This window comes from Actinomadura sp. RB99 (genome assembly GCF_014706005.1).
Lineage (GTDB): Bacteria > Actinomycetota > Actinomycetes > Streptosporangiales > Streptosporangiaceae > Spirillospora.
The window spans coordinates 84,867-104,814 of sequence record NZ_JABMCA010000033.1 but is presented as its reverse complement, the minus strand read 5'-3'; the positions used below and the strand labels follow the sequence as shown (position 1 = coordinate 104,814).

The window sequence follows — 19,948 nt, the reverse complement described above, 5'->3', positions numbered from 1 at the left end:
TCCCCGCGCGAGGTCCGCCGCCGTCCCCCGGGCGCCGCGCGCGGCGACCGGCCGGCGTTGCCGAAGCGCGTCCGGCAGGAGAACATGGCCGCTCAGCTGCGCGAGGAGCAGGGCGCCCGGCCCGCCCCCGAGCCCGCGCCGCGCGCCGGCCGCACCCCCGAGGAGCTGCGCTCGATGATGTCGTCCATCCAGCAGGGCACCCGGCGCGGGCGCGCCGAGGCCCTCGATACCGAGGACTCGTGAGCCCGCATGAGCGGTCCTGGGAGCGAATGGCTCGATGACGAGGCCGGGCCGATCGTCCGGTCGTACGCGCTCACCCGCGGGCGCGCCAGGCCCGCCACGGCCGAGGCGTTCGACATGATCACGATCGTCGCGACCGCGGCCCGGCCGCGCTCCGGGTCGCCCGGCATCGGCCCCGAGCACCTGGACATCCTGGAGATGTGCCTGCAGCCGCAGCCCGTCGCCGAGATCGCCGCCCGGATCCGGCTGCCGCTCGTGGTCGTCCGGGTGCTGCTCGGCGACCTGCTGCACCACCGGCTCATCACCGTCACCCGCCCGCAACAACAGGAGAGCACGCTCTCCAAGGAACGCCTGCTCAGGGAAGTGCTGCATGGTCTCCAAGCCCTCTGAAGCCGCGGGTCCGGCGCCCGCCGCGCCCATCGCGGTGAAGATCCTCGTCGCCGGCGGTTTCGGGGTCGGCAAGACGACGCTCGTCGGCGCCGTCAGCGAGATCCGGCCGCTGCAGACCGAGGAACTGCTCACCGACCGGGGCATCGGCGTCGACGACACCGAGGGCGTCGAGCAGAAGACGACCACGACCGTCGCGATGGACTTCGGCCGCATCACCATCCGCGACGGCCTCGTCCTCTACCTGTTCGGCACCCCCGGCCAGGACCGCTTCTGGTTCATGTGGGACGAGCTGTCGTACGGGGCGCTCGGCGCGGTCGTGCTCGCCGACACCCGCCGCCTCGCCGACTGCTTCCCCGCCGTCGACTACTTCGAGAACCGCGGGCTCCCGTTCGTCATCGCCGTCAACATGTTCGACGACGGCTACGACTACACCGAGGACGAGATCCGCGAGGCGCTCGACCTCGGCGACGCCACCCCGATCGTGCTGTGCGACGTCCGCGAGCGCGCGTCCGGCAAGGAGGTGCTGACCACGCTGGTGAAGCACCTGCTGGCGGTGCACGCGGCGGAGACGGCGAACGCCGGGGCCCTGTAGGCTGCGGGCGATGCACCGGACACGCGCGCGGCTCTCCGACGGCCGCGAACTCGTCTACTACGACGAGTCCCCCGGACGGGTCCCCGTTCCCGACCCCCGCGGCCTGCCGCCGGTCGAGCCGGTGTGTGAGGTCCGCCGCGACCCGCTGACCGGCGACCACGTCACGGTCACCGCGCACCGCAACACGCGCACGTTCCTGCCGCCGCCCGACCAGTGCCCGCTGTGCCCCGGCGGCCCCGCCTCGGAGATCCCCGACGACTCCTACGACGTCGCCGTCTTCGAGAACCGGTTCCCCTCGTTCGACACCCGGACCCCGGCGGTGCCGCCCGCGGTCGACGGCGCGGAGGTGTTCGCCCGGTTCGCCGGCGCGGGGCGCTGCGAGGTCGTCTGCTTCACCGACGACCACGACGCCGCGATGACGGACCTGCCCGTGTCCCGCGTCCGGACGGTCATCGACGCGTGGGCCGACCGCACCGCCGAGCTGTCGGAGATCCCGACCGTCCGGCAGGTGTTCGCCTTCGAGAACCGCGGCGTCGAGATCGGCGTGACGCTGCACCACCCGCACGGGCAGATCTACGCGTACCCGTTCGTCACCCCGCGGACCGAGCGCGTGCTCGCCATGGCGTCCCGGCACCCCGGCCTGTTCGACGACGTGCTGAAGGCCGAGCGGGCGGGGACCCGGGTGGTGCTGTCGGGCGAGCACTGGACGGCGTACGTCCCCGCTGCGGCGCGCTGGCCGGTCGAGGTCCACCTGATGCCGCACCGGCACGTCCCCGACCTCGCCGCGCTGGACACCGCCGAACGCGACGAGCTGGCCGTCCTCTACCGCGACCTGCTCCGCCGCTGCGACGCCCTGTACGGCACGCCGCTGCCGTACGTCGCGGGCTGGCACCAGGCGCCGACCGGCGAGGGCCGCGACCTCGTCCGGCTGCACCTGGAGCTGTTCTCCATCCGGCGCGCCCCCGACAAGATCAAGTATCTGGCGGGATCGGAGTCGGGCATGGCGGCGTGGATCAACGACGTGCCGCCGGAGGCCGCCGCCGCGCGGCTCCGCGAGGTCACTGCCGGCTGAGCGTCCGGGTGATCCCGGCGGCGATCGTCGTCGCGAGCACCCAGCCCGCGATGACCAGCGCGTAGGCCAGCCACTGGTGCCAGCCCGCGGGCTTGAACGCCTTCTCCTGCCCGAAGTCGATGATGGGCAGCAGCAGGTCCAGCGTGTAGAACAGCGCGTTGAACGGCGGATGCTCGTCGGCCTTCAGCGGCGCGGGCGGATGCGGCCCGAACACCGCCGTGCCCACCGCCAGCAGCCCCGCGAGCCACGCCGCCGCCCACACCGGACGGAACCCGTACCCGACCGTCACGTCCTGCAGATACCCCCACAGCCGCGCGTACCGGGGCCGCGTCGAGCGGTGCCTGCGCTGCTTGGCCAGCAGGACGTTCCGCGCCGCCCGGTCGTCGCCCGCCTGCCGGTACGCGGCGGCGAGCTGCTCGTACGCGTGCGGGACGTAGCCCTCCTCGTCCCGCTCCAGCATCGCGATGCGGACCTTGGCGGGGAGCCGCGGCGTGAGCGAACCGTACGTCAGGCCGTCCAGCCAGACCGTGCCGCCGAGCGCGCCGGGCGCCGCGTGCAGCAGCCCGAAGCGGCCGCGCAGCAGGTTCACCGGGCCGTCGACCCGCGCCTCCCGCAACCACACCTCCCCGATCACCGCGCTCGTCGCCCGCAGCGCGCAGGACGCGTCGGACAGCCGCGCGCTCGTCAGCACCAGCAGCCCGGGGATCGCGGCGCCGCGCAGGCTGACCTCGCCCTCCATGCGCGCGCCGGTGGCGACCAGATCCGATGCCACGGTGAGGTTCTCGCCGTCGAACGCCCGCCCGCCCGGGGTCAGCAGCACGGCGCCCCTGAGGTTCAGCGTCCCCGCGACGGACGCGCCGTTCAGCCGGATCTCCCCGCGCGCCTCCAGGCCGGGCGCCCAGAAGTCGTCCTCGATGACGGAGTGGTTGAGGTGCAGGACCTCCTTCCGCGCGCCGTCCTCCCCGAGCCGCGCGCGCTCCAGGAAGAAGGCGCCGGCCAGCCGCGCCCCGCCCAGGCGGACCTGCCCCGGGACGCGGCAGTCGGTCATGCGCAGCACCCCGTCCACCTTGAGGGTCTGCGCCACCAGGCCCGGCAGGAAGGAGCCGCTGAGGTTCAGCTGCCGCAGGTGCGCGCCGTACAGCTCCGGCGCCTCGTCGAAACGGCAGCCCGCCATCCGCACCGGATGCGCGACCGACGCGTACCGCAGGTCGAGCCGCCCCGAGATCCGCGCACCGCTCAGCCGCAGCGCTGCGATCTCCCCGTCGGCCGCCGGCCCCAGCAGCAGCTTGCGCAGCACGCCCGCCCGGACCGTCCGCTCGGCTCCCCACGCGGCGCCGTTCTCCGGATCGTCGTCGCCGTCGCGCAGGTCGACGGGGCGGCCCGTGGGGAACGCCCGCCACACGCGCCGCTCGACGGGGGTCAGATCGATCGGCTCCACAAGCCAGGAACCTACCGGCATCATCCGGTCCTTCGCCGAACGACCGGGCGAGAACGGTCACGCGCGGCACGCGGCCGCGTTCGCTGCGTTTTCGCGCACTTCGCGGAACGATCTCACCCCGGTGCCCTAGCCTCCCAGGCATGCCCGAAAGCGTGCTGGCGCAGGGAGCGTTCGACGGCGTCGCCGCCACGGCCGCCGGGCCGCCGCTGGCGTTCGCCTCGCGGACCGGCCAGGGCGCCAACATCGGCCAGGGCTGGGATCTGCGCACGCGCGCCGCGCTGGGCCCGCCGATCCCCGACTTCCCCGACCACCGCGCGGAATGGGCGTTCGGGCTGCTGCCGGACGGCGCGCCCGTGGTGGCCTGGACGCACCGCGACCGCGTGCACGTCCTCGACCTGTCCACCGGCGCCGAGGTCGCCGTCGACGGGCAGCCCGACCTGCTCGGGCTCGCCGTCCACGGCGGCCGCGGCGCCGTCGTCGCCGTGTTCGGCCCGGCCAGCGACGCCCGGGTCGCCGTGCTGGACGCCCGCACCGGCGACCTGCGCACCGAGTTCGGCGTCTGGCTCGGCCACTGGACGGCCATCGACCGCTGGATCCTGCACGCCGCACCGGCGAGCGGGCCCCTCGTCGGCCTCGCCTGCGACACCGAGCGGACCATCGGCCTCCTCGACGTGGAGCGGGAGGAGGAGGCCGCGTCGCTGCCGTCCTCCGGCTCGCAGGCGGTACTCGCGCCCGGCCCGGACGGCCCGCCGCTCCTCGTCCAGCCGTCCGGCGCCGAGGTGCTCACCCGGACCCTGGACGGCGACGCCGCGATGGCGCTGCCCGCCCCGGGCGGCATCGGCGCGGTCGCCGCCGCCGTCGCCGGCGGCCGTCTCCTGGTGGGCGCCGACGTCGGCGGCGAGCTGCTGGTGTGGGACGCCGCGTCCGTCACGCCGCGCCGCCGCGTCCCCCTGCCGGCCCGGGTGAACGACCTGGCGCTGAGCACGGACGGGACGCTGATCGCCGCCACGGACACCGGCCTCCGCCTCGCGTCCGCGTGACCACCCGCACTGCCGCCCGCACCGGTGGCCGCGCCGTCACCCGCGCTCGGCGAACGCGGCGGCGACGCCGTCCCTGCCGGCGCCCGCGGCGAGCATGACCCGCAGCAGGACGCGGGCCTTGTAGGGGTCGAGCATCCCCGCGTTGATCAGCCCGCGCCGCTGGAGATCGGTCTCGGAGCCGGCGGCGCCGTAGGTGTCGCGCAGCACCGGCCCGGCCCCCGTCCGCGACGCGAGCACCACCGGCACGCGCTGCGCGAGATCGCCCAGTACCGGCGCGAACGAGGCGGGCACGTGCCCCACCCCGAAGCCCGCCACGACGAACCCGTCGCACCCCTCCGCGTTCATCATCGACGGATCGTCGTCCAGCACGACGGTGTGGAGCCCCACCCGCACCCTGGCCAGCGCCGCCGCGTCGACCTCGACGGGCGCGCGGCGCGGCACTCCGCCGTGCACGCCGACCCGCCCCTCGTGGACGAACCCGATCGGACCGGCGTTCGGTGACGTGAACGCCCCGGTGCTCGTGCTGTGCGCCTTCCGCACCCACCGCGCCGCGTGGATCTCGTCGTTCATGACCACCAGCGCGCCGAGCCCGCGCGCCTGCGGCGCCGCGGCCACGTGCGCGGCCGCGAGCAGGTTGGCGGGGCCGTCCGGGCCCGCCAGCGTCGGGTTCCGCATGGCGCCCGTCATCACGAACGGCTCGTCATGGGGCCAGAGCAGGTCGGCGAGGAACGCCGTCTCCTCCAGCGTGTCGGTGCCCTGCGTGACCACGATGCCGAGCGCGCCGTCCCGCACCGCGTCCGACGCCCGCCGCACCAGGTCGAGGATCCGCGCGAACGTCAGCCGGGCGCTCGGGACGGCCTCGATGTCCCGCACCTCCAGCGGCACGCCCACGCCCGCCAGCCGGGGGACGGCGGCCATCAGGTCGGCGCCGCTCAGCCGCGCCACGACCGTCCCGCCGTCGCGGCCGGGACCGTGCCCCGCCATCGCGATCGTCCCGCCCAGCGTGAACAGCGCGACGCTCATACCGGCCTCCTCATTAAGATCAACTCGCCCGGCCCACGCTAGGGTCGCGCCCGCGCCGGGAAGAGGGCGGAGAGCCGGGGAAGGCGCCGGGCGATCTCCGCCGGGTCGTCGAAGTCCCAGGACGGGTCGGCGGGCGCGGTGTCGTACGGCGTCTCGTGGCCGCGGGCGAGCAGGGCGTCGCCCAGGCCGTCCTCGTCTCCGGTGACGCGCTCGTAGGCGGTGGCGGCCAGGTAGTTGAACGACTCCCATTCCGGCCATTCCGCGTCCGACCATCCGCCCATCGGGCGGCCCGCGAGGCGCCGGATGCCGGGCAGCTCCGCCAGCAGGTCGGGCGCCGCGGTGACGAGGTGGAACGTCCGGCGGCCCTGGCCGATCAGCCAGGGCTGGAAGTACCAGAAGGCGTCCATCGAGCACAGGCCGCCCATGATCCGGTACGCGGCGCCCCAGAGCGCGTAGGTGTCCGACCGCAGGCGGGTCTCGTCCTGGCGGACCTGGAAGTCGGCGATCTCCGCCGGCGGCAGGCGGACGAGCCGCTCTTCGAGCCAGGCCAGCCGGCGGCCCGGGTCGGGGGAGTGGCCGCGGGACCGCTCGACCAGGTCCCAGAACTCGTCCTCGGTCATGCGGCGCAGTCTGGCAGCCGGGTACGACAGGGCCGCCGGGTACGACAGGGCCGCCGGGTACGACAGGGCCGCCGGTGCGCGGAGCGCACCGGCGGCCTCGGGGTGGGGCTCAGCGTTTGGCGATGCGGTACTGAAGGCGCGCCTCGGCCGGGGTGATGGCCCGGTCGAGGAACATCAGGCCGTCCATGCGGCAGTTGCAGGGGTTCGCCTCCCGGGTGTTCTGCGGGAAGCTGCCGCCGATCTTGATGCCGCGCGGGTCGGTGGCGGAGGCGAGGTGCGGGCTCGGCGTGCCCTGGAGCTTCCAGGGGTCGCCCGAGACGGTGTAGAAGCCGTCGAGGGGCTCGCCGTCCTTGTAGAGGGCCATCTTGCCGGTGTCGTAGTCGAACGTGGCGGCGAGGTGCACCCAGGTGTTCTGCGGCAGGAGGGTGCGCCAGTCCGCGTTCGCGGCGAACGTCTGCGAGCTGCCGCCGTCGATGCGGCGGCCGAGCGCGACGAGCCGGAGCGTGCCGGAGACGTCGATGATCTCCAGCAGGGCGCGGACGGCGTGGCCGTCGGAGTCCCCGGTGAGGACGCCGATGAGGCCGACCGCGTTGTACACGTCGTCCGGGTTCGCGGTGCCCGAGTTGGGCGACGGGTTCGTGCCGGTCATCTTGAACCAGCCCGCGACGGTCGCGCTGCGCGCGGCGTTGAACGCGTGCAGGGACGGGACGCCGGTCGCGGAGTAGACGCCGGCCTTCCAGTCGTCGTTGCCCGCGGTGGACGGGTTCACCTGGCCGAGCTGGATCGCGTGCCGGCGGGCGCCGTCCCGGACGCGCATCGCGGCGCCGCCGTTGATGAGGCCGATGGTGGTGCCGGAGGGGCCGAGGTCGCGCTCCTGGGCCGCGTCGCCGCGGACCGGGTGCTCGAAGTCGTAGTACGAGACGAGGTTCTTCTTCAGGGACGGGGCGACGCCCGGGGCCGGGGACGCCTGGGCCGGGGCGGCCAGCGAGGCGGCGACGACGGACGCGCCGAGCAGGGCGGTCGCGGCCGTGACGCGGCGGCGGAGCAGCATGGAGGGTCTCCTTCTGGTGCCCCCGGGGCGGGCGGGTGAGGCCCGCCCGCCCCGGGGAGGCCGGTTACCGTGCCGGGTTCGCGTGGACGGTCAGGTCGCGGAGCCGTCCGATGTTGTCGAACGACCCGAAGCCGACGCGTCCGGACGTGAACGTCTTGTCGAGGGCGGTCATGGCGGGACGGGTGGAGCCGTCCACGTAGACCGCGATCTCGCCGGTGTCGGCGCAGTGCGCGACGCGGACGCGGTGCCAGTCGGCGTCGGTGATGGTCGGCGGGGCGCCGTGCGAGCGGTTGGCGTTCCACTGCTGGTCGATGCGCAGCCGGTCCGCGCCGTTGACGACGAAGATGCCGTTGTGCGGGTAGATGCTGTTGTCGGTGGACAGGTGCGCGTAGTAGAAGTGCGTGTCGTCCTGGTAGCCGAAGACGATGATGACGTCACGGTTGATGATGTCGACCGGGGTGTCGAGCCGCACCTCGGCGTCGATCTTGGACGAGCCGAGCACCGGGCCCGACTTCAGCACCGCGTACTCGAAGGGGCGCCGCGGGCCGGGCCGCTGGGTCCCCTCCTCCGCGAGGACGACCTCGTTGCCCGGGAACCGCCACTTCGACGGCGTGACGGGCGCCCAGTTGTCCGCCGCCATGAGGCGGCTCTCGCGGATGTCGTTCGGACGGCAGCCGGCGTAGCTCTTGGTGCCGACGACCTTCCAGATCTTGCCGTTGGCCTTGGAGAGCAGGTAGGGCTCGCCCTTGGCGTCCGATCCGTAGCGCAGGTCGACCCGGTTGTCCCCGGCGAGCTGCTTCATGGTGACCGGGTTGCCCTTGGTGTCGTAGGCCGCGAGCGAGTAGATCTGCGCGCGGTGCTTGCCGGCCGAGTCCCGCTTCATCTCCGACTCTTCGGTGTACATGAGCCGGCCGTCGACGATGTCGGTGAACAGGTACTTGCCGCGCAGGGCGGGGAGGGCGGCGCCGCGGTAGACGTAGCCGCCGGAGATCGCGTGCCCGGTGTCGCTGGAGCAGTCCCAGTTCGCGGGCGGGTCGTGGTCGTAGGCCGCGACCGGGTAGTCGTAGTTGTTCTTCGCGTCGTCCGCGGGCAGCGGGTACAGGTGGCAGCGGTCGTCCTTGCGGAAGGTGAACGCGCCCTCGCGCTCGCTCCAGCCGATGTTGTCGCCGGCCTTCACCTCGTGGATCGACTCGATCTCGTGCTCGCCGATGTGCGCGAGGAACATGCGGTGCGTGCCGCCCGTGTCCCAGCTGAACCGGTGCGGGTCGCGCATGCCGTAGGCGTAGATCTCGCCGACCTTGCCGGACTGGCCGGCGAACGGGTTGTCGGCCGGGATGCCGTACTTGCCGTTCGCGGAGTTGTTGCCGGACGGGTCGATCCGCAGGATCTTGCCCTGCGGGACGCCGAGGTTCTGCGGGTCGCCGCCGTTGTCGCCGACGTTGCCGTTGCCGCCGTCGCCGACGGACAGGTAGAGCTTGCCGTAGTCGGCGTCGCCGCGCTTGGCGTTGGGGTTGAAGTCGATCTGCTGCAGGTTGTGGATGCGTCCGGCGAAGCCGATGCGCAGCAGCTCGCGGTGGGTGCCGTGGAAGGTCTGCGCCTTCGGGTCGTCGGCGGTCCACTCGTCGACGACGCCGTGGTAGCCGGTCTTCGGCTGGGGCGTGAGGTCGGGCGTCTTCGTCTTGAGCGCGTCGCCCGACTCGACGTGCGTGGTGTAGAACTTCCCGTTCTTCTTGAAGTCGGGGTCGAACGCGACGAAGCCGAAGCCCTGGCCGAGGCCGGCGGCCGAGAAGAAGTCGGGGAAGGCGGCCTTGACGTCCAGGTAGACGTGCGACTTCCCGGACTTCTTGTCGAGGAAGTACAGGTTGCCGTTCAGGTCGGGGACGTAGAGCCGGCCCGAGTGGTCGGGCAGCTCACCGACGTGGTTGATGCGGTTCCAGCGCTGCAGCCGCGGGTCGGTGGGCGGTGCGGAGGGCTCCGACTTGGGCAGCTGGGCGACCTCCTTGAGGACGAGGCCGAGTCCGGACGGGGCGGGGTCGTCGGGGATGGGGTCGAGGATCGGGGCGTCGTCGCGCGCCTGCGCACCGGCCGGGAGCACGGTGATGAGGGCGGCGAGCATCGCCAGGGTCGTCAGCAGGCACCATCTCAGTTTTTTCATTCCGACCGTCCAAGGTGGGGGGGATGGGTGGGGGACGGAGTGGATTGGAAAGCGCTTTCTGGAAGCGCTTTCCCGAACGTACGACCGGCTCTCGCCCGCCGTCAAGAACGAATTCGGAGCCGGATCGGGAGGCCGGAGGCCGGCCGGGCGCGCCCCGACCAGGCATGCGCCAGCGTCGCGGCGGCCGACACCGCGAGCCCGACCGGAGCCGCCGCCGCGTGCCCGGCCAGCGTCAGCCCGACGGCCAGCACCGCGCCCGGCGCCCAGATCCACGTCCGGACGGGGCGCGCGGGACGTCCCCGCCGCCGCCGCGCCGCCTCGGCGGCCATCGGCGGGACGAGCGCGGGCAGCGCGGCGGCCAGCACCGTCAGCCAGTCGAGCAGCATCCGGTCGACGCGCAGCGCGGCGAGCACCGCGCCGGGCACCGCGACCGCCAGCACGCCCCACACCCGCGCGCCGGGCGGGCCGTCCGGCCCTCGTCCCGCGGGGAGGAAGCGGCGCACGGCTAGCGCCCCGGAGTGCACGGCGGCGAACGTCGGGGCGATCACCGACGCGGCGACGAACAGGTTCGCGGCGGGCAGCCCGTCCGGCCCGGCCAGCACCGCCACCACGTCGGTGGACCCGCTCGCCGCCGCGACGCCCGCCCCGACCACGGACGCGGCCAGCGCCGGGCCGACCAGCAGCGCGACGCACGCCGCGAGGTCGCGGCGGCCGCGCAGCCCGGCGGTGAAGTCCGGCGCCCGCACCGCGAACACCGACACGTAGCCGATGTAGCCGGCCAGGTCGGCGGCCAGCCCGGTGAACGGGCCGTCCCGCGCGAACGACACCGGCGACGCGGGCGGCGGCAGCCGCACCGCGACGATCCCGATCAGCGCGATGGCGGTCAGCGTGGTGGCGACCGCGATCGCGTTCCAGCGCCCGCCGCCGGCCAGCAGGACCGCGACGATCGGGACGGTCAGCAGGACGGCCCCGGCCGCGTCCGGCAGGCCGGTGAGCGCGGCGAGGGCGGCGCCGCCGAGCCCGACGTTGAAGCCGAACCAGCCGGCCATCGCGACCGCGAGCAGCGCGGTGAACGCCCGCTCGGCGACCGGCGGCAGGTAGCGCGGGGCGAGGACGGTCATGCCGGCCCCCTCGCCGGCGGGCGGGCGCAGGCCGAGCCGTCCCTGCGCGGCGAGCAGCGCGGTCATCACGACGCCGCCCGCCGCGAGCACGGCGACGGGCAGCGCGCCGCCGTGCCGCCCGCCGACCTGCGCGCCGAGGACGAGCGCGCCCGGCGCCGTCCCGATCCCGAGCCACGCCCCGGACGCGGCCCGCCACGTCCGCCCCTCGCCCTCCCCGCCCGCGGGCTCGCGGCGAGCGGCCGTCCCGCGCGCCGTCATGGCGACGGCTCGCCGCGGGTGAACGCCGTCCGGGGCGTCATGCCACGTGCTGGGCGAAGCGGGACAGGGCGAGGTCGAGGGCGGCGGCGCCGGGCATCGCCCAGAGCGCGTCGTTGAAGATCTCGACCTCGATCGGGCCGGTGTAGCCGGTGGCGTCCACGGCCTCGCGGAACCGGCGCAGCTCGATGCGGCCGTCGCCGAGCATGCCGCGGCCGGTGAGGACGCCCTCGGGCAGCGGCGTCACCCAGTCGGCGACCTGGAACAGCGCGATCCGGCCCTCCGCGCCCGCGCGCGCGATGCCGTCCCACACGTCCGGGTCCCACCACAGGTGGTAGGTATCGACCATGACGCCGACCTGCGCGGCCGGGAACGGCGCGGCCAGGTCGAGCGCCTGGGCGAGGGTGGAGACGACGCACCGGTCCGAGCAGTACATCGGGTGCAGCGGTTCCAGCGCGAGCTGGACGCCGTGCTCGCCCGCGTAGGGCGCGAGCTCGGCGAGCAGGTCCGCGACCCGCGCCCGGGCGCCGTCCAGGTCCCGGGAGCCGTCCGGCAGGCCGCCGCTGACCAGGCACAGGACCGGGGTGCCGAGCGCCGCGGCCTCCTCGATCGCGCGGCGGTTGTCGGCCAGGGCGTCCGGGTTCTGGAAGAAGCCGCCCCGGCACAGCGACGTGACCGTGAGGCCGTGGTCCCGGACGAGCTTGGCGGTGCGGCTCAGGCCGTACTCGGCGACGGGCTCGCGCCACAGGCCCACCCCGGCGCCGGCGGCCGCGCACCCGGCGAGCAGGTCGGGCACGGGCCAGTGCCGGGCCGTCCACTGGTTGAGGCTGAACCTGGTCATGCGGCTCCTTGGACGGTCAGCCAGGCGCGCATCCGGGTCGCGGCGAGGTCCGGGTCGGGCAGCAGCCCGGCCGCGTCGGCGAGCCGGAACAGCCGGGTCAGGTGCGGGACGGACCGCGCCGACTCCAACCCGCCGACCATCCGGAAGTGCCGCTGGTGGCCGGCCAGCCAGGCGAGGAACACGACGCCGGTCTTGTAGTAGAAGGTGGGCGTCTCGAAGAGGTGCCGGGCGAGCGGCAGGGTCGGCGCGAAGATCTCCTCGTACTCGTCCGAGCCCCGGTCGAGGGCGTGCAGCGCGGAGGCGGCGGCCGGGGCGATCGGGTCGAAGATCCCGAGCAGCGCGTCGCTGTGCCCCTCGGCGTCGCCCTTGATCAGCTCCGGGTAGTTGAAGTCGTCGCCGGTGTAGAGCCGGACGCCCGCCGGCAGCCGCCGCCGGAACGCGATCTCCCGGCCGGCGTCCAGCAGCGAGATCTTGACGCCGTCGACCGACGCGGCGTGCTCGCGGATCAGCGCCAGCACCGCGTCGGCGGCGGCGTCCAGGTCGGACGAGCCCCAGTAGCCCTCCAGCGCCGGGTCGAACATCGGGCCGAGCCAGTGCAGGACGGCCGGGTTCCGCAGCTGCGGCAGCAGCCGCCCGTACACCGCCGCGTAGTCCTCCGGCCCGCGCGCGGCGGCGGCGAGGTGGCGGCTCGCCATCAGCACCGGGACGGCCCCGGCGCCCTCGATGACGCCGAGCTGCTCCTCGTAGGCGGCGGTGATCCGCTCCAGGGTCGCCGGGCCGGGCGGGAGCTGGTCGGTGCCCGCTCCGCAGACGATCCGGCCGCCTGCTGAAAGCGCTTCCTCGCTGCTGCGCACGATGAGCTCCCGGGTCGTCGCCCAGTCCAGCCCCATCCCGCGCTGCGCCGTGTCCATCGCCTCCGCGACGCCCAGCCCGTACGACCACAGGTGGCGGCGGAACGCCAGCGTCGCGTCCCAGTCCAGCGAGTCGCCGAACGGATCGGCGACGACGTGCGCCGCCGCGTAGGCGACCCGCGACGACGGCGGCCCGGACGGCCGCGGGTAGGCGCGCGGCTCGCCCATCGTGTACGGGACGAGCGTCCCGTCCGGCTCCGGCAGCTCGATCTTCATCGCCGCAGCTCCGGCACCTCGAGGCGGCGCCCCTCGCGCCACGCCTGGAGCCCCAGCTCCGCGAGCTGCACCCCGCGCGCGCCCGCGTAGAAGTCCCAGGCGAACGGCGCGTCCTCGGTGACGTGCCGCAGGAACATCTCCCACTGCGTCTTGAAGCCGTTGTCGAACTCGGTGTTGTCGGGGATCTCCTGCCACTGCGAGCGGAAGTTCTCCGTCGCCGGCAGGTCCGGGTTCCACACCGGCTTCGGCGTCATCGACCGGTGCTGGACGCGGCAGCGCCGCAGCCCCGCGACCGCCGAGCCCTCCGTCCCGTCGATCTGGAACTCCACCAGCTCGTCGCGGAACACCCGGGTCGTCCACGACGAGTTGATCTGCGCGACGATCCCGCCGTCCAGCTCGAAGATCCCGTACGCGGCGTCGTCGGCGGTCGCCTCGTAGGGCTTGCCGTCCTCGTCCACCCGCTCGGGGATGTGCGTCGCGCCGAGCGCCTGCACGGACCTGACCGGCGCGATCGCGTCGAGCACGTACCGCCAGTGGCAGAACATGTCGAGGATGATCCCGCCGCCGTCCTCGGCCCGGTAGTTCCAGGACGGCCGCTGCGCCTCCTGCCAGTCGCCCTCGAACACCCAGTAGCCGAACTCGCCGCGCACCGACAGGATCCGGCCGAAGAAGCCGCCGTCGATCAGCCGCTTCAGCTTCAGCAGCCCCGGCAGGAACAGCTTGTCCTGCACGACGCCGTGCTTGATGCCCGCCTCGTCGGCGAGCCGGGCGAGCGCGAGCGCGCCCGCCAGGTCGTCGGCGAGCGGCTTCTCGGTGTAGACGTGCTTGCCGGCCGCGACCGCCGCGCGGATCGCCTCGACGCGGGCGCTGGTGACCTGCGCGTCGAAGTAGACCTCGGTGTCCGGACGGGCCAGCGCCTCGTCCAGGTCGGTCGTCCAGGCGTCCAGCCCGTGCCGTGCGGCGAGGTCCCGCAGCTTCGCCTCCGACCGGCCGACCAGCACCGGCTCCGGCCACAGGTCGGTGCCGTCCGCGAGCCGCAGCCCGCCCTGCTCGCGGATCGCGAGGATCGAGCGCAGGAGGTGCTGCCGGTATCCCATCCGGCCGGTCACGCCGTTCATGACGATCCCGATGGACTTGCGTGCCATCCCGTTCCTTCCCAGCCTTCGTGATGTGGGCAGTGTTGAGAGAGCCGGCGTCGGAAGAGCCGGCTCGTCGGTTGGAGGGGCCGGTTAGTCGAGCGCCGCGCCGGCGCCGAGCAGCTTGCGGATCCGGCCGGTGACGCGGGCGAACTCGGGCTGCGCCATGGTCTCGGCGTAGTCCCGCTCCGCGGGCAGGTCCACGTCGATGACCTCGGCGATCGTGCCGGGCCTGTCGGTCATCACCACGACCCGGTTCGCCAGGTACGCGGCCTCGGCGACCGAGTGCGTGACGAGCAGGACGGTGGTGCCGGTCTCCCGCCAGATCCGGTTCATCTCGATGTTGAGCTGCTCGCGGGTAAGCGCGTCGAGCGCTCCGAACGGCTCGTCCATCAGCAGGACGGGCGGTTCGTGCAGCAGCGCCCGGCACAGCGCGACCCGCTGCTGCATGCCGCCCGACAGCTCGTGCGGCAGCGCGTCCTCGAAGCCGGTGAGCCCGGTCATCTCCATCAGCTCGGCGGTGCGCCGCCGCGCCTGCTCGGCGGGCATCTTGCGCATCTCCGCCTGGAGCAGGATGTTCTTGCGGGCGCTGCGCCACTCCAGCAGCGCGGCCCGCTGGAACACGTAGCCGATGTCGGCGCGCGGCCCCGCGACCTGCTCGCCGCGCAGCCGGACGGTCCCGGTGGACGGCTTGAGCAGCCCCGCGACCAGCTTCAGCAGGGTCGACTTCCCGCATCCGGACGGCCCGACGATCGCGACGAACTGCCCCATCGGGACGTCCAGCGACACCTCGCGCAGCGCGGTGACGTCGCGCTTCTTGCTGCGGAACCGGACGGCCACCTCGTCGATCCCGACGGCGGAGGCCTGCTCCGCCGCGGCCTTCCCCGGTTGGCTCATGGTCTTCATCGCCCGTCCGCTCATCCCTGCGCCGCCAGCTGCGGCGACCAGTACTTCGACGGCTCCTCGGCCTTGCCGATGACCCCGGTCTGCTGGAACAGCGTGATCGTCCGCTTCCAGTCGTCCTCGGTGTTGACGCCGGGCGCCTTGCCCTGCGTCGCCTGCGTGTGCAGCAGTGTCAGCGTGGTCTTGAACTGCTCGGACACGACCGGGGTCGGCGGCAGCTGCTCGGACGCGCCGGCCATGCTCGCGACCGCGCCCTGCGGGTCGGACTCGGCGGCGCTCCACGCCTCGCTGGTGGCGGCGACCATGTCCTTGACCAGGTCGCCGTCGCTCTTCAGCTTCCGCTCGCCGACCAGCAGGCCGTTGGAGAAGAAGTTGACCCCGAAGTCGGAGTAGCGCAGGTACGACACCGGCTTGCCGGACTTGTTCGCGACCGTCGGGCCCTGGTCGTTGGCGAACCCGACGAGGCCGTCCGCCTTGCCGGAGATGACCGCGGCGATCTTCCCGGCCGGGTCGGTGTTCTGCAGCGGGACGTCGCTCTCCGACAGCCCGTTCTTCTTCAGGAACACCGGGAAGGTGCGCGACAGCGCGTCGCCCGCCGTGATGGCGATCTTCTTGCCCTTGAGGTCGGCGGGGGCCTTGAGGTTCTTGCTGCTGAACGCCTGCACCGACGCGGGCGTGGTCTGCAGGAACACCCCGATGCTCTTGATCGGCATGCCCTTGTCGACGGCGGCGAGCAGCGCCGGGGTGTCGGCCCAGCCGAAGTCGGTCTGCCCGGCGCCGGTCGCCTGGACGGTCTTCTGCGAGCCCTGGCCCGCCTTGATCTCCAGGTCGATGCCGTGCTTCTCGTAGATGCCCTTCTTCTTGCCGTAGTAGAACGGCGCGTGCTCGCCGTAGGGATACCAGTTCAGCGTGAGGGTGACCTTCTTCAGCTTCTTGCCCGAGGCGCCGGTGGTCTCGTCGGAGCCGCCGCCGCAGGCGGCGGCCGCGAGGGCCACGGCCGGGACGAGGACGGAGGCGGCGAGGATGCGGAGTTTCATGGGACGGTCCTCCATGGGTGGGGTGAGCTCCCGGCCGGACGGCCGGTTTCGTGGAGGCGGGTTCGGAAGGCGCCCGTCGCGGGACGGGCACCGGGTCAGTAGGTGGTGGTGACCGCCTCGCCGCGGCGGCTGGCGTGCCAGGGGAGCAGCAGCTTCTCGGCGATCTCGACGGCGACGAACAGCACGACGCCGATGGCGGACATCACCAGCAGCCCGGCGAACAGCATCGGGGTGTCGATGTTGCCGTTGGCCTGCAGGATCACGTAGCCGAGGCCCTCGTTCGCGCCGACGAACTCGCCGACCACGGCGCCGGTGACGGCCAGCGTCACGGCGACCTTCAGGCCGGAGAACAGGTGCGGCAGCGAGGCCGGGAGCCGGATCTTGCTGAAGGTGGCGAACGCGCTCGCGCCCATCGTGGACGACAGCTGCAGCATCTCCGGGTCGACCGCCTTCAGGCCGGCGACCATCGAGATCACCACCGGGAAGAACGCGATCAGCACCGCCACGACGATCTTGGGGCCGATGCCGAAGCCGAGCCAGACCACGAACAGCGGGGCGATGGCGATCTTGGGGATGACCTGCGCGAACAGCAGGATCGGGTAGAGGGTGCGCTCGACCGTGCTGGAGTACACCATGAGCACCGCGGCGAGGACCCCGATGACCACCGCGAGCGCGAAGCCGATGAGGGTCTCGTAGGTCGTCACCCAGGTGTGGTGCCAGATGTAGCCCCACTTGTCGCCCATGAGCTTCAGCGTCGTCCACGGCGAGGGCACCAGGTACGCCTCGACCAGCTTGAACGCGGTGATCGCCCACCAGGCGGCGAAGCAGGCCACGAGCAGCGCGACCGGCCGCCAGGCCGACTCCAGCGCGCCCGCGATCCGTTCGCCCGCGCCCGGCCGGGCGCGCTCGACGACCCCCGCGGCGTCCGCCGCCGGCTTCTCGTCCGACGTGCCGTGCCCGCGCGGGGGCCGGTTCGCCGAGCGCGGGGGGTCGTCCCCCCGCGAGAGGTGCTGACTCACCATGGTTCCTCCGGGACCGTGCCGAGAAAGCGCGTTCAGAAAGCGCTTTCTGAGGTACCGTAAGAACCTGCGCCGGGCGCGGTCAAGGGGGTCTTTCCGAACGGGCCCGCCGCGCGGCGGCCGGCGAGGGGCCGCGGGACGGCCGCGGTTCCCGCACGGGGGGCGCGGAGGACGGCTCCCACGAGGAGGACGCATGACCGAGGCGGCGGACGAGCCGCGCACCGGCGACCGGGCGTACGTGACGCTGCAGGACGTCGCCCGGCAGGCCGAGGTGTCGCTGGCCACGGCCTCCCGCGTGCTCAACGGGACGTCGCAGGTCAGGGCCGATCTGCGGGAGCGGGTGCTGGCCGCCGCCGCCGAGCTCAGCTACACCCCGAACGCGCACGCCCAGGCCCTCGCCAGCTCCTCCAGCAAGGCCGTCGGGGTGATCTGCCACGACGTCAGCGACCCCTACTTCGCCGCCGTCGCCCGCGGCGTGATGCGCACCGCCGCCGAGCACGGGATGCTCGTCATGCTGGCCAGCACGTTCCGCGACCCGTCCCGTGAGATCGAGTATGTGGCGATGCTGCGCGCGCAGCGGGCCCGCGCGATCCTGCTGATCGGCTCCGGCTTCGAGGACCGCGACTGGGAGCGCTCGATGGCCGGCGAGCTGGAGCCCTACCAGCGCACCGGCGGGCGCGTCGCGGTGCTCAGCCGGCACCGCAGCCTCAAGGTCGACGCCGTCCTGCCGCAGAACCGGGAGGGCGCCGGGGCGCTCGCCCGCGCGCTGCTCGACCTCGGCCACCGCGACTTCGCCGTCCTCACCGGGCCCCGCGCGCTCACCACCGTCTCCGACCGGCTCGGCGGGTTCACCGAGGCGCTCGCCGAGGCGGGGGTGCGGGTGCGCGAGGAGCACATCGTCGAGGAGTCCTTCACGCGCGACGGCGGGTACCGCGCGGCGACCGAGCTGCTGCGCCGCGCACCCCGTCCGACCTGCGTGTTCGCGGTGACCGACGTGATGGCGATCGGCGCGCTCGCCGCGCTGCGCGACCACGGCGTCGCGGTGCCCGGCGAGGTCTCCCTCGCGGGCTTCGACGACATCCCGATCGTCCGCGACCTGGCGCCGCCGCTCACCACCGTCGCGCTGCCGCTGGAGGCGATGGGCGAGCACGTCATGGGCCTCGCCCTCCGCGAGCCGGCCGCCCGCCGCAGCCGCATCGAGCGCGTCGCCGGCCACGTCATCCTGCGCGAGAGCACCGCCGCCCCGCGCTGACCCGCCCTCCTCCCGCAGCGGGCGCTTGTTCAGGGGTTGAGGACGGCGAAGACGATCTTGCCTGCCTTGCCGGCGACCGGCCGGACTCCCCAGCAGCGGCAGAACTGATCGACGATGAACAGGCCCCGCCCCGCCTCGCTGATGGTGTCGGCCCGCTGGACGCACGGCAGGTCACACGAGGCGTCCTGCACCTCCATCCACAGCGCGCCGTCCTCGTCCCGCCCGATCCGGAACGTCACATCGTCGTCGGACGCGGAGGCGTACCGCAGCGCGTTGGTGACGAGCTCGCTGGCCACCAGGCACGGCACGAAGTCGTCCATGCCCACTGACCGGTGACCAGCCGCACGAACCGCCGTACCTCAGCCACGACCGCGAGATCCTGCTTCACCGCCATCTCGCCCTCACCCCGCGCCGCCTCACCCATGATCCTTCTCCTCACTACGTGTGATGAACGCAACACAAGTAGCAATGTTGCGCAGTATCGTGGGGTTGCCAGATCACCTTGGAAACGACTGGCGACAGGCGTGTCCTCCTGGCGAGGTACCAAGGAAGGAAACTTCGCGTCATGCCCCCGAAACGGCAACGTCCCAAGGAGTCCCCCGCGCTAATCGCCTTCGGTGGCCAGATGCGCCGGATGCGCGAAGCGAAGAACATCACGCAACAGTCCATCGCCGATCACACGAAGATCAGCAAAGGCCAGGTGAGCCGCATCGAGAGCGGCACCAGGCGCGCTACCCGGTCCTTCGTCGAGGCTGTAGACCGCCTACTCGAAGCCGACGGAGCACTCATCAAACTCTGGGAGGACCTGAACAGGAATGGCCATCCGGTGCCGGTCTGGTTCGACTGGCCCAAGATCGAGGCGGACGCGGCAACGCTGGTCTCCTGGGAGCCCATGCTGATCGCCGGGCTGGTCCAGACCCCGGCCTACGCCTCAGCTCTCCTGCGCGGCAACCAGGAAGCGGTAGAGGCGCGACTCAGCCGTCAGTACATCCTCAAGAACAACGAGGAGCGGGTGCCGCCGGATCTGGTCCTTCTGGTGGATGAGCAGGCGCTCTACCGTCCCGTGGGCACACCCGAGACGACCAGGGGACAACTCGAGCACCTCATCGAAATGAGCATGTTGCCCAACATCACGGTTCAAGTAGTGTTGGCAAGCGGCGAGCATGACGGCAACATGGGCGCGTTCGTGGTCGCAACGATGGACGACCGCAGCGAAGTCGCCTACATCGAAACGGCCATACGAGCGATCACGACGGACGACCCCACGGACCTGTCGATGCTCACCCGGACCCTGATCGCGCTTCGTTCGCGGGCGCTCACCGAAGACATGTCGCGCGACCTGATGAGAAAGGTCATTCAGGAGAGATGGACCTGACGAACGCGAAGTGGCGCAAGAGCAGTTATACCGGCTCCAACGGTGGCAATTGTGTTGAGGTAGCCGGACTCGTGTGGCGCAAGAGTGCGCGCAGTGGCGAGAACGGCGGCAACTGCGTCGAGTTGGCGGACGCGGCCGGGGCGGTTGCTGAGGCGGTGGCGGTGCGCGACAGCAAGGACCCGGGCGGCCCCGTCCTGCTGGTCACCCGCGTGGCCCTGCGCAGCGCCGTGAACTCCGCCCGCGCGACCCGCTGACCGTCCC

21 protein-coding genes are annotated in these 19,948 nt (G+C 73.1%); 8 read left to right on the top strand and 13 right to left on the bottom strand.

The window, feature by feature from the left end; translation table 11 throughout:
- The 4 genes from amrb99_RS27125 to galT all read left to right on the top strand — a co-directional run.
- Window positions 1-243: hypothetical protein (locus tag amrb99_RS27125; protein ID WP_206700117.1), on the top strand; the 243-nt coding region annotated here is incomplete at its 5' end.
- Window positions 244-249: 6 nt separating this feature from the next.
- The gene (locus amrb99_RS27120) at window positions 250-630 is read left to right on the top strand and encodes a DUF742 domain-containing protein (protein WP_151545489.1); all 381 of its coding nucleotides are present in this window, start codon (window positions 250-252) and stop codon (window positions 628-630) included.
- Window positions 611-1,222 (top strand): ATP/GTP-binding protein, encoded by a 612-nt coding sequence (locus amrb99_RS27115; protein WP_190861132.1) that lies wholly within the window; start codon window positions 611-613, stop codon window positions 1,220-1,222. Before amrb99_RS27120 ends, amrb99_RS27115 begins: the two co-directional genes overlap by 20 nt.
- A 10-nt stretch (window positions 1,223-1,232) precedes the next feature.
- On the top strand, window positions 1,233-2,294 hold the full coding sequence (galT, locus tag amrb99_RS27110; protein ID WP_190861129.1) for a galactose-1-phosphate uridylyltransferase: 1,062 nt from the start codon (window positions 1,233-1,235) through the stop codon (window positions 2,292-2,294).
- Here galT and amrb99_RS51470 read toward each other — a convergent pair.
- Window positions 2,281-3,732: a membrane-associated oxidoreductase gene (locus amrb99_RS51470; RefSeq protein ID WP_190861126.1), complete on the bottom strand. Its 1,452-nt coding sequence runs from the start codon at window positions 3,730-3,732 to the stop codon at window positions 2,281-2,283. The two genes, galT and amrb99_RS51470, sit on opposite strands and share 14 nt — an antisense overlap.
- A 140-nt stretch (window positions 3,733-3,872) precedes the next feature.
- Between amrb99_RS51470 and amrb99_RS27100 the strand changes: the two genes are divergently transcribed.
- On the top strand, window positions 3,873-4,772 hold the full coding sequence (locus tag amrb99_RS27100) for a hypothetical protein (protein ID WP_190861124.1): 900 nt from the start codon (window positions 3,873-3,875) through the stop codon (window positions 4,770-4,772).
- Between the two features lie 36 nt (window positions 4,773-4,808).
- On the opposite strand, the gene amrb99_RS27095 is transcribed toward amrb99_RS27100, so the two are convergent.
- The 11 genes from amrb99_RS27095 to amrb99_RS27045 all read right to left on the bottom strand — a co-directional run bounded on the left by amrb99_RS27095 (window position 4,809) and on the right by amrb99_RS27045 (window position 17,060).
- Window positions 4,809-5,795, bottom strand: coding sequence for an asparaginase (locus amrb99_RS27095; protein WP_190861122.1), 987 nt, complete (start codon window positions 5,793-5,795; stop codon window positions 4,809-4,811).
- Window positions 5,796-5,833: 38 nt separating this feature from the next.
- Window positions 5,834-6,415 (bottom strand): DUF4240 domain-containing protein, encoded by a 582-nt coding sequence (locus tag amrb99_RS27090; protein WP_190861120.1) that lies wholly within the window; start codon window positions 6,413-6,415, stop codon window positions 5,834-5,836.
- 109 nt (window positions 6,416-6,524) lie between these two features.
- Complete coding sequence (locus amrb99_RS27085) at window positions 6,525-7,466, bottom strand: LamG-like jellyroll fold domain-containing protein (protein WP_190861118.1); 942 nt, start codon at window positions 7,464-7,466, stop codon at window positions 6,525-6,527.
- A 64-nt stretch (window positions 7,467-7,530) separates the two neighbouring features.
- Complete coding sequence (locus tag amrb99_RS27080) at window positions 7,531-9,621, bottom strand: PQQ-dependent sugar dehydrogenase (RefSeq protein ID WP_190861116.1); 2,091 nt, start codon at window positions 9,619-9,621, stop codon at window positions 7,531-7,533.
- Between the two features lie 101 nt (window positions 9,622-9,722).
- The gene (locus tag amrb99_RS27075; RefSeq protein ID WP_190861114.1) at window positions 9,723-11,000 is read right to left on the bottom strand and encodes a hypothetical protein; all 1,278 of its coding nucleotides are present in this window, start codon (window positions 10,998-11,000) and stop codon (window positions 9,723-9,725) included.
- Between the two features lie 37 nt (window positions 11,001-11,037).
- Complete coding sequence (locus amrb99_RS27070) at window positions 11,038-11,838, bottom strand: sugar phosphate isomerase/epimerase family protein (protein WP_190861112.1); 801 nt, start codon at window positions 11,836-11,838, stop codon at window positions 11,038-11,040.
- Window positions 11,835-12,965, bottom strand: coding sequence for a dihydrodipicolinate synthase family protein (locus amrb99_RS27065; protein ID WP_190861110.1), 1,131 nt, complete (start codon window positions 12,963-12,965; stop codon window positions 11,835-11,837). The genes amrb99_RS27070 and amrb99_RS27065 overlap by 4 nt, the downstream gene beginning before the upstream one ends.
- Window positions 12,962-14,110, bottom strand: coding sequence for a Gfo/Idh/MocA family oxidoreductase (locus tag amrb99_RS27060; protein WP_190861108.1), 1,149 nt, complete (start codon window positions 14,108-14,110; stop codon window positions 12,962-12,964). The genes amrb99_RS27065 and amrb99_RS27060 overlap by 4 nt, the downstream gene beginning before the upstream one ends.
- A gap of 84 nt (window positions 14,111-14,194) precedes the next feature.
- The gene (locus amrb99_RS27055; protein ID WP_241755957.1) at window positions 14,195-14,998 is read right to left on the bottom strand and encodes an ABC transporter ATP-binding protein; all 804 of its coding nucleotides are present in this window, start codon (window positions 14,996-14,998) and stop codon (window positions 14,195-14,197) included.
- Between the two features lie 20 nt (window positions 14,999-15,018).
- A complete protein-coding gene (locus amrb99_RS27050; RefSeq protein WP_190861103.1) occupies window positions 15,019-16,041 on the bottom strand; it encodes an ABC transporter substrate-binding protein in 1,023 nt (340 codons plus the stop codon).
- 95 nt (window positions 16,042-16,136) lie between these two features.
- Window positions 16,137-17,060 (bottom strand): ABC transporter permease, encoded by a 924-nt coding sequence (locus tag amrb99_RS27045; RefSeq protein ID WP_347256880.1) that lies wholly within the window; start codon window positions 17,058-17,060, stop codon window positions 16,137-16,139.
- A 193-nt stretch (window positions 17,061-17,253) separates the two neighbouring features.
- On the opposite strand from amrb99_RS27045, the gene amrb99_RS27040 reads away from it, so the two are divergent.
- A complete protein-coding gene (locus tag amrb99_RS27040) occupies window positions 17,254-18,312 on the top strand; it encodes a LacI family DNA-binding transcriptional regulator (protein WP_190861098.1) in 1,059 nt (352 codons plus the stop codon).
- A 29-nt stretch (window positions 18,313-18,341) separates the two neighbouring features.
- Here the strand turns inward: amrb99_RS27040 and amrb99_RS27035 are convergent, their stop codons facing one another.
- Window positions 18,342-18,632 carry an ATP-binding protein gene (locus amrb99_RS27035; RefSeq protein WP_190861097.1) on the bottom strand — a complete coding sequence of 97 codons (291 nt, stop codon included), beginning with the start codon at window positions 18,630-18,632 and terminating at the stop codon, window positions 18,342-18,344.
- A 245-nt stretch (window positions 18,633-18,877) separates the two neighbouring features.
- On the opposite strand from amrb99_RS27035, the gene amrb99_RS27030 reads away from it, so the two are divergent.
- A complete protein-coding gene (locus amrb99_RS27030; protein ID WP_277820029.1) occupies window positions 18,878-19,687 on the top strand; it encodes a helix-turn-helix transcriptional regulator in 810 nt (269 codons plus the stop codon).
- Window positions 19,678-19,941: a DUF397 domain-containing protein gene (locus amrb99_RS27025; protein WP_190861093.1), complete on the top strand. Its 264-nt coding sequence runs from the start codon at window positions 19,678-19,680 to the stop codon at window positions 19,939-19,941. Before amrb99_RS27030 ends, amrb99_RS27025 begins: the two co-directional genes overlap by 10 nt.
- The last annotated feature ends 7 nt before the right edge of the window (window positions 19,942-19,948 follow it).

Coding starts and splice junctions, on each gene's coding strand:
- amrb99_RS27120 (WP_151545489.1), top strand. CDS start 250: ATGAGCGGTCCTGGGAGCGAATGGCTCGATGACGAGGCCGGGCCGATC.
- amrb99_RS27115 (WP_190861132.1), top strand. CDS start 611: ATGGTCTCCAAGCCCTCTGAAGCCGCGGGTCCGGCGCCCGCCGCGCCC.
- galT (WP_190861129.1), top strand. CDS start 1,233: ATGCACCGGACACGCGCGCGGCTCTCCGACGGCCGCGAACTCGTCTAC.
- amrb99_RS27100 (WP_190861124.1), top strand. CDS start 3,873: ATGCCCGAAAGCGTGCTGGCGCAGGGAGCGTTCGACGGCGTCGCCGCC.
- amrb99_RS27095 (WP_190861122.1), bottom strand. CDS start 5,795: ATGAGCGTCGCGCTGTTCACGCTGGGCGGGACGATCGCGATGGCGGGG.
- amrb99_RS27090 (WP_190861120.1), bottom strand. CDS start 6,415: ATGACCGAGGACGAGTTCTGGGACCTGGTCGAGCGGTCCCGCGGCCAC.
- amrb99_RS27085 (WP_190861118.1), bottom strand. CDS start 7,466: ATGCTGCTCCGCCGCCGCGTCACGGCCGCGACCGCCCTGCTCGGCGCG.
- amrb99_RS27080 (WP_190861116.1), bottom strand. CDS start 9,621: ATGAAAAAACTGAGATGGTGCCTGCTGACGACCCTGGCGATGCTCGCC.
- amrb99_RS27075 (WP_190861114.1), bottom strand. CDS start 11,000: ATGACGGCGCGCGGGACGGCCGCTCGCCGCGAGCCCGCGGGCGGGGAG.
- amrb99_RS27070 (WP_190861112.1), bottom strand. CDS start 11,838: ATGACCAGGTTCAGCCTCAACCAGTGGACGGCCCGGCACTGGCCCGTG.
- amrb99_RS27065 (WP_190861110.1), bottom strand. CDS start 12,965: ATGAAGATCGAGCTGCCGGAGCCGGACGGGACGCTCGTCCCGTACACG.
- amrb99_RS27060 (WP_190861108.1), bottom strand. CDS start 14,110: ATGGCACGCAAGTCCATCGGGATCGTCATGAACGGCGTGACCGGCCGG.
- amrb99_RS27055 (WP_241755957.1), bottom strand. CDS start 14,998: ATGAGCCAACCGGGGAAGGCCGCGGCGGAGCAGGCCTCCGCCGTCGGG.
- amrb99_RS27050 (WP_190861103.1), bottom strand. CDS start 16,041: ATGAAACTCCGCATCCTCGCCGCCTCCGTCCTCGTCCCGGCCGTGGCC.
- amrb99_RS27040 (WP_190861098.1), top strand. CDS start 17,254: ATGACCGAGGCGGCGGACGAGCCGCGCACCGGCGACCGGGCGTACGTG.
- amrb99_RS27035 (WP_190861097.1), bottom strand. CDS start 18,632: ATGGACGACTTCGTGCCGTGCCTGGTGGCCAGCGAGCTCGTCACCAAC.
- amrb99_RS27030 (WP_277820029.1), top strand. CDS start 18,878: ATGCCCCCGAAACGGCAACGTCCCAAGGAGTCCCCCGCGCTAATCGCC.
- amrb99_RS27025 (WP_190861093.1), top strand. CDS start 19,678: ATGGACCTGACGAACGCGAAGTGGCGCAAGAGCAGTTATACCGGCTCC.